The organism is Microbacterium ureisolvens (assembly GCF_019511645.1).
GTDB classification, from domain to species: domain Bacteria; phylum Actinomycetota; class Actinomycetes; order Actinomycetales; family Microbacteriaceae; genus Microbacterium; species Microbacterium ureisolvens_A.
Genome location: NZ_JAEUAX010000025.1, coordinates 1 through 9081, shown reverse-complemented (window position 1 = coordinate 9081; position 9081 = coordinate 1). Strand labels below are relative to the sequence as shown.

7 protein-coding genes and 1 pseudogene are annotated in these 9081 nt (G+C 69.8%); 7 read left to right on the top strand and 1 reads right to left on the bottom strand.

Going from position 1 to position 9081, the window contains the following annotated elements; translation table 11 throughout:
* From JNB61_RS19945 to JNB61_RS19775, 3 genes and pseudogenes are all read left to right on the top strand, one after another.
* A pseudogene (locus tag JNB61_RS19945) lies at positions 1-362 on the top strand (DNA polymerase III subunit gamma and tau); the annotation flags it as partial.
* A gap of 3 nt (positions 363-365) precedes the next feature.
* Positions 366-959, top strand: coding sequence for a recombination mediator RecR (gene recR, locus JNB61_RS19780; protein ID WP_220292950.1), 594 nt, complete (start codon positions 366-368; stop codon positions 957-959).
* A gap of 169 nt (positions 960-1128) precedes the next feature.
* Positions 1129-2061 (top strand): DMT family transporter, encoded by a 933-nt coding sequence (locus tag JNB61_RS19775; protein WP_220340725.1) that lies wholly within the window; start codon positions 1129-1131, stop codon positions 2059-2061.
* A gap of 3 nt (positions 2062-2064) precedes the next feature.
* On the opposite strand, the gene JNB61_RS19770 is transcribed toward JNB61_RS19775, so the two are convergent.
* Positions 2065-2553, bottom strand: coding sequence for a hypothetical protein (locus tag JNB61_RS19770; protein ID WP_220340724.1), 489 nt, complete (start codon positions 2551-2553; stop codon positions 2065-2067).
* Between the two features lie 158 nt (positions 2554-2711).
* Between JNB61_RS19770 and JNB61_RS19765 the strand changes: the two genes are divergently transcribed.
* The 4 genes from JNB61_RS19765 to JNB61_RS19750 all read left to right on the top strand — a co-directional run.
* Positions 2712-3998 (top strand): aspartate kinase, encoded by a 1287-nt coding sequence (locus JNB61_RS19765; RefSeq protein ID WP_159842611.1) that lies wholly within the window; start codon positions 2712-2714, stop codon positions 3996-3998.
* Positions 3999-4296: 298 nt separating this feature from the next.
* Positions 4297-5367: an aspartate-semialdehyde dehydrogenase gene (locus JNB61_RS19760; protein WP_159842613.1), complete on the top strand. Its 1071-nt coding sequence runs from the start codon at positions 4297-4299 to the stop codon at positions 5365-5367.
* A 146-nt stretch (positions 5368-5513) separates the two neighbouring features.
* On the top strand, positions 5514-7031 hold the full coding sequence (locus tag JNB61_RS19755; protein WP_220292956.1) for a malate:quinone oxidoreductase: 1518 nt from the start codon (positions 5514-5516) through the stop codon (positions 7029-7031).
* 56 nt (positions 7032-7087) lie between these two features.
* Positions 7088-9081, top strand: a 1994-nt coding sequence (locus JNB61_RS19750) for a DUF2207 domain-containing protein (protein ID WP_220340723.1), incomplete at its 3' end; no start/stop codon positions are given.

Here is a 9081-nt window from a genome sequence, read left to right as displayed (position 1 = left end):
ACCCCGGCCCCGCCGCCTTCCCCGTCGAGACCCCCGCGCAGTTCGCGGTCGACGACGAGCCCGAAGACGCAGAGGCCGCGACCGCGCGGGTCGCGACGCTCGCGCCGCCGCGCGAGGGCCAGGTGCTGCCCCGCACCGAGATCGCACCGCCGGTCGAGCGCGACGATGAAGACGACGACCCTGCCGACACGGATGCCGTCGCCGACCTCCCGGTGCCGCCCACGGTCGCCCCGCCGCTGACGCCCTTGGTCACGACGCGGGGCGCCGGCGTGCAGCGGTACGGCGAGGCGGTGGTGCGTCAAGTGCTCGGCGCCACGTTCGTCCGCGAGGAGCCCTACGAGCCGCCCACGAGGTTCAGCTAGCCCATGTACGACGGCATCGTCCAAGACCTCATCGACGAATTCGGCCGCCTTCCCGGGATCGGGCCGAAGTCGGCCCAGCGCATCGCGTTCCACATCCTGCAGACGCCGAACTTCGACGTGTCCCACCTCGCCGAGCTGCTCAGCGAGGTGCGCGAGCGGGTGCGTTTCTGCGAGGTGTGCGGCAATGTCTCCGAGCAGGAACGCTGCTCCATCTGCCGTGACCCGCGTCGCAACCAGACGCTCATCTGCGTCGTGGAGGACGCGAAGGACGTCGCGGCCATCGAGCGCACGCGCGAGTTCCGCGGCCTCTACCACGTTCTCGGCGGCGCGATCAGCCCGATCGCCGGCATCGGCCCCGACGACCTGCGCATCGCGCAGCTCATGCAGCGGCTCGCCGACGGCACGGTGCAGGAGGTCATCCTCGCCACCAACCCGAACCTCGAGGGAGAGGCCACCGCGACCTACCTGAGCCGTCTGCTCCACACCCTCCAGATCACCGTCACCCGCCTCGCGTCCGGCCTTCCGGTCGGGGGCGACCTGGAGTACGCCGACGAGGTCACGCTCGGCCGCGCCTTCGAGGGCCGTCGCTCGGTCTGATCCGCTCGTCGTGCCGACCCGATCCCCGGATCCGTCCAGGATGTCGGGAGTCCGTCGTAGATTGGCGGTCGGCCGTCTCGCGCTCAGCGGGGGCGGTGGCAGAACCTGAGTCGATGACGACCGCCGGATGGCGTCGCCGCCGTCACACCACCGTTGGGAGACACCTCGCATGAACTCTGCGCAGCGATTCGACACGCGCGCATGGCTGCTGTTCGGCGCGATGGCGCTGCTGTGGGGCATCCCGTATCTGTTCATCAGCGTGGCCGTCGAGTCGTACTCGCCGGCCGCGGTGGTGGCCGGCCGCACGCTTCTCGGGGCCCTGCTTCTGCTGCCCTTCGCGCTGCGGCAGAAGGCGCTGCGCCCCGCGTTCGCGAAGATCGGCTGGGTGCTGCTGTTCGGTGCGATCGAGATGGCCGGCCCGTTCCTGCTGCTCGGCCACGCCGAGCAGACGCTGCCTTCCGGACTCACGGGGCTCCTCGTCGCCACCGTGCCGCTGTTCGCCGCGCTGATCGCGTTCGGGGGCGGCGACAGGTCTGTGCTCAGCCCGGCGCGGGCGATCGGTCTCTTCATCGGCTTCGCCGGGGTGTTCGTGATCGTCGCAGGCCCGGGGCTCGCCGTCGAGGGCGGCGTCGGTCTGCTGGCCGTCGGCGAGGTGCTGCTCGTCGCACTCCTGTACGCGATCGCACCGTTCGTCATCGCGACCAAGCTGCGCGACGTCCCCTCTCTGGGATCGATCACCCTCGCCCTCTTCGCCGTGGGCATCTTCTATACGCCGATCGCGTTCCTGACCCAGCATCAGGTTCCGACGGTCGAGAGCACGGTGTCGCTCATCGCCCTCGCGGTGCTCTGCACGGCGCTCGCGTTCATCGTCTTCTTCGCGCTGATCGCGCGCGTGGGGCCGGTGCGGGCACCGCTGTTCACGTACGTCAACCCGGTGGTGGCGATCGTGCTGGGCACGATCATCCTCGGTGAGCCGCTGACCGCGGGGCTGCTGATCGGCTTCCCGCTGGTCATCCTCGGCTGCTGGCTCGCGGCTACCGGCGGCGCGCTGCGTGCCCGCAAGCCCGAGAACGCCGATCTTCCGCCGATCTCGACCGGGTGAGCGTCAGCGCAGCACTTCGACCAGCACGATCCACGACACCAGCAGTGCGGCGACGATCGCGGCGATCGACCCGACCGCGAACCACACGAGGCCGACGGGCTGGCCGCCCGCCAGGAGTGCGCCGCCGACGAGGTACGCCAGCGGCGCCAAGAAGCCCACGGCCGACTTGAGCCAGCGCATTCGGTTGGCGGGATGCCGGTTCTCGAAGATCCTGCGGGTCGCCTGCACCTGGAACACCCCCGCGCCGACCGCGATGACGATCATCGCCACCCCGTACGGGACGGGCCCGACGTCCGGGATGAGCCCGATCGCAGAGCCGATCAGCGCGAGCACGAGCCCTGAGATTCCCGCGGCGAGACGGGCGGTGAGCGACGCCTCCTTGATGATGTAGCCGATGTTGACGCTCGCGGCGACGATCACGAGACCCGCGAGCGCCGCCGTCGCACCGACCATGGCCACGTTGAACTCGGACCACGTCTCGATCTGCTCCATGCTCGGATGCTAGCGGCGCAGTGTCTCTGCCCGCCCGCTCCACGCGACACATGGCCGACCGTTCATGAGCCCGTCCGTAAGATGGATCGGTGGGCGCGGCATCCGTTCGCCCTCATCCTCACTTACCCGTGCCGTTCGGCACGTCCGGGAGTTCCAACGTGGCGCTGATCGTCCAGAAGTACGGCGGATCGTCGGTCGCTGATGCCGAGAGCATCAAGCGCGTCGCGAAGCGCATCGTCGACGCCCGCCGCGCCGGCCACGATGTCGTCGTGGCCGTGAGCGCGATGGGCGACACGACCGATGAGCTGCTCGACCTCGCGGGTCAGGTCGCGCCGATCCCGGCACCGCGGGAGCTCGACATGCTGCTCTCGAGCGGCGAGCGCATCTCGATGGCGCTGCTCGCGATGGCGATCCACTCGATGGGATTCGAGGCGCGCTCCTTCACCGGCAGTCAGGCCGGCATGATCACGACCGCGGACCACGGCTCGGCGCGCATCGTCGACGTGACGCCGATCCGCCTGCGCGAGGCGCTCGACGAGGGCGCGATCGTCATCGTCGCCGGCTTCCAGGGGTTCAACCGCGACACCCGCGACATCACCACGCTCGGCCGTGGCGGCTCCGACACGACCGCCGTGGCGCTCGCGGCGGCGCTCGAGGCGGATGTCTGCGAGATCTACAGCGATGTCGACGGCATCTTCACCGCCGACCCGCGGGTCGTGCCGAAGGCGAAGAAGCTGGGCGTCGTGTCGGCGGAGGAGATGCTCGAGCTCGCCGCCAACGGCGCGAAGGTGCTGTACATCCGCGCCGTCGAATACGCACGCCGCCACGGCGTACTCATCCACGCCCGGTCCACGTTCAGCTCGGGCGTGGGGACCTACGTGCTCGGCCCCGGGATGAACGTTCCCGAGGCTGAAAAGGGAGAAGAGATGGAAGAGCCCATCGTCGCCGGCGTCGCCACCGACCTCGGCCAGGCCAAGATCACCGTGATCGGGGTCCCGGACGTGCCCGGCAAGGCCGCCGAGATCTTCAAGGTCGTCGCCAAGTCCGGCGCCAACGTCGACATGATCGTGCAGAACGTGTCGGCGGCGGCCACGGGCCGCACCGACATCTCGTTCACGCTCCCGAAGACCGACGCGGCGACCGCGCTGAAGGCGCTCGCCGCCGACCAGTCCGAGATCGGGTTCGAGAACCTGGTCCACGACGACCAGATCGGAAAGCTCTCGGTCGTCGGCGCCGGCATGCGCACGCATTCGGGCGTCTCGGCCACCCTCTTCGAGGCGCTCAGCGTCGCGGGCATCAACATCGAGATGATCTCGACGTCCGAGATCCGCATCTCGGTCGTGGTGCGCGGCGACGATCTCGCCGAGGCCGCACGCGTCGTGCACACCGCGTACGGCCTGGACGGCGACATCGAGGCCACCGTCTACGCCGGCACCGGCCGCTGATCCACTTCTGCGGTGACGGATGCCGCGGGCTGCAGCATCCACCTCTGAGATCAGGAGATCTGGCGGAGGAGGTCGGTTCTGCGCGAGCCGTCCTGCGCTGGTCAGACCTCGTGATGTCGGCAACCGACCACGCCGCCGGGCGAACGGCAGGAATCGCATGCACGCTGTCCGCTCCGACAGGTAACACCGCGGTCCATGTCCGGCCCAGGCCGGTAGAATCGCCCAAACCCCGCGCGATCGACGGCGCCCGCGCGTCCGCTCCACGCTGCTGCACGCGCGCTCCATCTGAGGAAGACCCATGACCCGCATCTCCGATTCAGGACTCTCCGTCGCCGTCGTCGGCGCCACCGGCCAGGTCGGTACGGTCATGCGCGAGATTCTCGCCGAGCGCAACTTCCCGATCCGCGAGCTGCGTCTGTTCGCGACGGCCCGCTCCGCCGGCACCGCTGTGGAGTTCGGCGGCGAGACCGTGATCATCGAGGATGTCGCCACCGCCGACCCGTCCGGCATCGACGTCGCGCTCTTCTCCGCCGGCGCCACCGGCAGCCGCGCGCACGCGCCCCGCTTCGCCGAGGCGGGCGCCATCGTCATCGACAACTCCAGCGCGTGGCGCATGGACCCCGAGGTGCCGCTGGTGGTCAGCGAGGTGAACCCGCACGCGATCGCGAACCCGCCCAAGGGAATCATCGCGAACCCGAACTGCACCACCATGGCCGCGATGCCGGTGCTCAAGCCCCTCGACGCCGAGGCCGGTCTCGAGCGGCTCATCGTCTCGACCTACCAGGCCGTGTCGGGCTCGGGTCTCGCCGGCGCTCAGGAGCTGCTGGGGCAGGTCGAGGGCGTCCTCGCACAGGGCAACACGCTCGACCTCGTGCACGACGGCGCCGCCGTGGACTTCCCGCAGCCCGAGAAGTACGTCGCGCCGATCGCGTTCGACGTGATCCCGCTCGCGGGCAACCTGGTCGACGACGGCCTCAACGAGACCGACGAGGAGAAGAAGCTCCGCAACGAGAGCCGCAAGATCCTCGAGCTGCCCGACCTCCGTGTGGCGGGCACCTGCGTGCGCGTGCCGGTCTTCACCGGCCACTCGCTGTCGATCCACGCCGAGTTCTCGCGCGACATCACGCCCGAGCGCGCGTACGAGATCCTCGCGTCGGCGCCCGGCGTCGTCGTCGAGGAAGTCCCGACGCCGCTGCAGGCGGCCGGCAACGACCCGAGCTACGTCGGCCGCATCCGGGCGGACCAGTCCGCCCCCGAGGGCAAGGGCCTCGTGCTGTTCATCTCCAACGACAACCTCCGCAAGGGTGCGGCGCTGAACGCCGTGCAGATCGCCGAGGTCGTCGCCGCCAACCTGGGCGTCAGCGCCTGACGCGCTGCCCGCACGGCCTCGAAGGCGGACGGATGCCGCGGCCCGCCGCATCCGTCCGCTTGTCGTTTCGGCAAGAACCGCAGGACTTTCGGTGGGAGAACCCGGCTCCGGTCGGGGGTGCTTTCGCGCGGAACTAGAATCGTCTGGTGACCGCAACGCCCGCTGAGACCCACACCGAACACAACTCCCACGTCGAGACCGTGGACGTGCTGCTGATCGGCGGCGGGATCATGAGCGCGACGCTCGGCACGCTGCTGCAGCAGCTGCAGCCCGACCTCCGCATCGCGCTGTTCGAGCGGCTGAGCGACGTCGCGCTGGAGAGCTCGAACCCGTGGAACAATGCGGGCACCGGCCATGCCGCGCTCTGCGAGCTCAACTACATGCCCGACAGCAAGGACGGCGGCCCGCTGGATCCGTCGAAGGCGATCTCGATCAACGAGCAGTTCCAGCAGAGCCGCCAGCTCTGGTCGTCCCTCGTCGAGGCCGGCGTGCTGGATGCGCCGTCGACCTTCATCAACTCGACCCCGCACATGACGTTCGTGCGTGGCGAGAAGGACGTCGCGTACCTCAAGAAGCGCTACGAGGCGCTGAAGGATGAGCCGCTCTTCGCCGGCATCGAGTACAGCGAGGATTCGCGCGTCATCAACAAGTGGGCGCCGCTGCTCATGCAGAAGCGGCGCAAGGGCGAGCCGTTCGCCGCGACCCGCGTGCCTGCGGGCACCGATGTCGACTTCGGCGCACTTACGCGCCAGCTGATCGACCGTCTCGCCGAGAACGGTGCCGACGTCCGCACCAACACGGAGGTGCGCAGCCTCAAGCGCCTGCCCGACGGCACCTGGCGGGTGAAGTACCGTCGCACCGTCGGCCGTACGCCCGGTGAGATCCGCGCGAAGTTCGTGTTCGTCGGGGCCGGTGGCTGGGCGCTCAAGCTGCTGCAGCGCTCCGGCATCCCCGAGATCGCGGGGTACGGCGTCTTCCCGATCGGCGGCCAGTTCCTCAAGACCTCCAACCCGGCGATCGTCGCGCAGCACAAGGCGAAGGTGTATTCGCAGGCGTCGGTCGGTGCGCCGCCCATGTCGGTGCCGCACCTCGACACGCGGGTGGTCGACGGCGAAGCATCGCTGCTGTTCGGCCCCTTCGCGACGTTCAGCCCGAAGTTCCTCAAGACCGGCTCGTGGTTCGACATCGTCGGCCAGGTGCGCCCGGGCAACATCGGACCGATGCTCAAGGTCGCGTGGGACAACCCCAGCCTCATCTCGTACCTGGTGGGCGAGCTGCTGAAGAACCACAAGAAGAAGGTCGACAGCCTGCGGGTCTTCATGCCGACGGCGAAGGACGAGGACTGGGAGATCATCCAGGCCGGTCAGCGCGCCCAGGTCATGAAGAAGGACCCGGAGAAGGGCGGCATCCTGCAGTTCGGCACGGAGGTCGTCACCGGTGCCGACGGCACGATCGCGGGTCTGCTCGGCGCGTCGCCGGGTGCTTCGACCGCCGTGTCGATCATGCTCGGTCTGCTGAAGACGTGCTTCCCCGATCGGATCGAGGCGTGGGAGCCGCGTCTGCGCGAGCTGATCCCCAGTTACGGCGAGACGCTCAACGCTCGCCCCGAGCTCGCTCGCGAGTCGCTCGGCGAGACGGCAGAGGCTCTGGCGCTCACCGCCTGACCCGACGCGTCCCCTCGGCCCTGGGCGAGGCGGCCCGCCACCCCTAGGGTAGGGGCATGTCGGTGTCACGACGCGGGTGGCGTCGCTGGGGGATCGCCGCCGGGGTGCTCGTCGCGCTCGCTGTCGCGGGCGCGATCACGCTCGGCCTCGCGAGTGCTTCTGCGGCGCCGGCGGCGATAGCGGCGCGCGGAAGCGAACGGCCGGCGGTCCTGAATGCGATGGGCGCAGCATCCGTCGACGATTTCACGTTCGATTCGTTCGAGGCCGACTACTGGCTCGTCCGCGGCACGGGCGAGCGCAGCCGTCTGCTCACGACCGAGACGATCGTGGCCCGCTTCCCCGACGTCGACCAGAACAAGGGCATGGTGCGTGCCCTGCCTGTCGTCGACAGTGGCATCGACCTCGGCACCGTCGTCTATACGGTGACCGGCGCCGATGGCGCCGCCATCCCCTGGTGGACCGAGCGGGACGGCGACTGGATCTACGTGCTGACCGGCGACGACTCCTACGTGCACGGAGCGCAGACGTACGTCATCACGTACGAGATGAGCGACGTTGTGCTGCGCTACGAAGACACCCTTGCCGACGAGTTCTTCTGGGACACCGTCGGCACCGACCACGCGCAGCCCTTCGACGTCGTGACCGCCCACGTGCATGTGGCGACGGATGCTGCGGCCGGCCTGATCGAGGGGCGGGCGTTCTGCTACACCGGGCCCTACGGGTCCACCGAGCAGCGCACGATCGAGCGCGCCGCGGAACCGGAGTCGCTGCCCGACGTCGTCCGGGCGTGGGCGCAGGCCGTCGGCTCGGCGGCGACGAGCGCGGTGACGTTCACCGCGGGGGATCAGGGGATCGGCCCGTACGAGAACGTGACGGTGGCGCTGGGCTTCGCGCAGGGCACCTTCGCCGCGCCGAGCCCTCCACCGCCGCCCCCGTACCCGTGGTGGCTCTGGATCCTCCCGGCGCTCGCACTGCTGTCGGGCATCGGCGGCCTGGTGTTCGTGCTCGTCGTGAAGGCCGCCGCGCGCCGCAACCCCGACCGGTCGCCGGTGATCGTGCATTACACGCCGCCCGACGACGAGTCGCTGACGCTGTCGGCCGGCGTGCTCGACGTTCCGGAGCGGGCGCTCGCGGCGCATGTCGTCGATCTCGCCGTGAAGGACGCGGTCGAGATCCGCGCGACGGGCGACCGGGAGGACGCCGACGACTTCGAGGTCGTGCTGCGCGACACCACCGGGCTCGACAGCGACGAGGGGCGCATCGTCGACACCCTCTTCGGGCGCCAGGCCGACGTCGGTGCGGACGTCGACCTCGGCGCGTTCGCGCGGAAGCCGCCCTCGCGCGCCGTCACCTACGTGCGGCGGATCGACGAGTTCACCGTCCAACGCGGGTATCGCAGCAAGCTGCCGGGCTGGATCACGACGGCGCGGGGCTTCATCCAGTTGGCCGGGCTGCCGCTGGCGATGCTCCTGATCTTCTTCGCCGACGGCGCGTTCGTCGTGCTCGGCCCACTCGGATCCCTCGGCAACCTCATCTACTTCGCCGCGGTGGCGAGCGCCTTCTTCGCGTTCATCTGCCTGCCGTTCTTCTCGCTCCCGAAGTCGGTGCTCACGCTCGCCGGCGGCATGCACAAGACGTACCTCGACGGCATCCGCGAGTATCTGCAGCTTGCGGAGGAGGATCGCCTCCAGGCGGCGCAGTCGCCGCAGACCGCCGACCTCGTGTCGTCGGGGCGCCGCCCATATGGCGATGCGGCGGGCGCCCCGGGCGCATCCGTCGTGAACCTCTACGAACGCCTGCTGCCGTACGCGGTGCTGTTCGGCATGGAGCGCGAGTGGGTGAACGTCATCCGGGCGGCGGGCGCCGTCGAAGCGGCCCCGCAGGTGGCGCTCTTCGACGCGGTGACCTCGCGGTCTCTGTCCGATGCGTCGTCGTCGATCGGGCGGCTCGCCGCAACTCCGGCGTCGCGACCCGGATCGTCGTCGAGCTCGTCCTCGAGCTCGAGCTGGTCCTCTTCGGGCGGGTCATCGGGGGGCGGATTCTCGGGTGG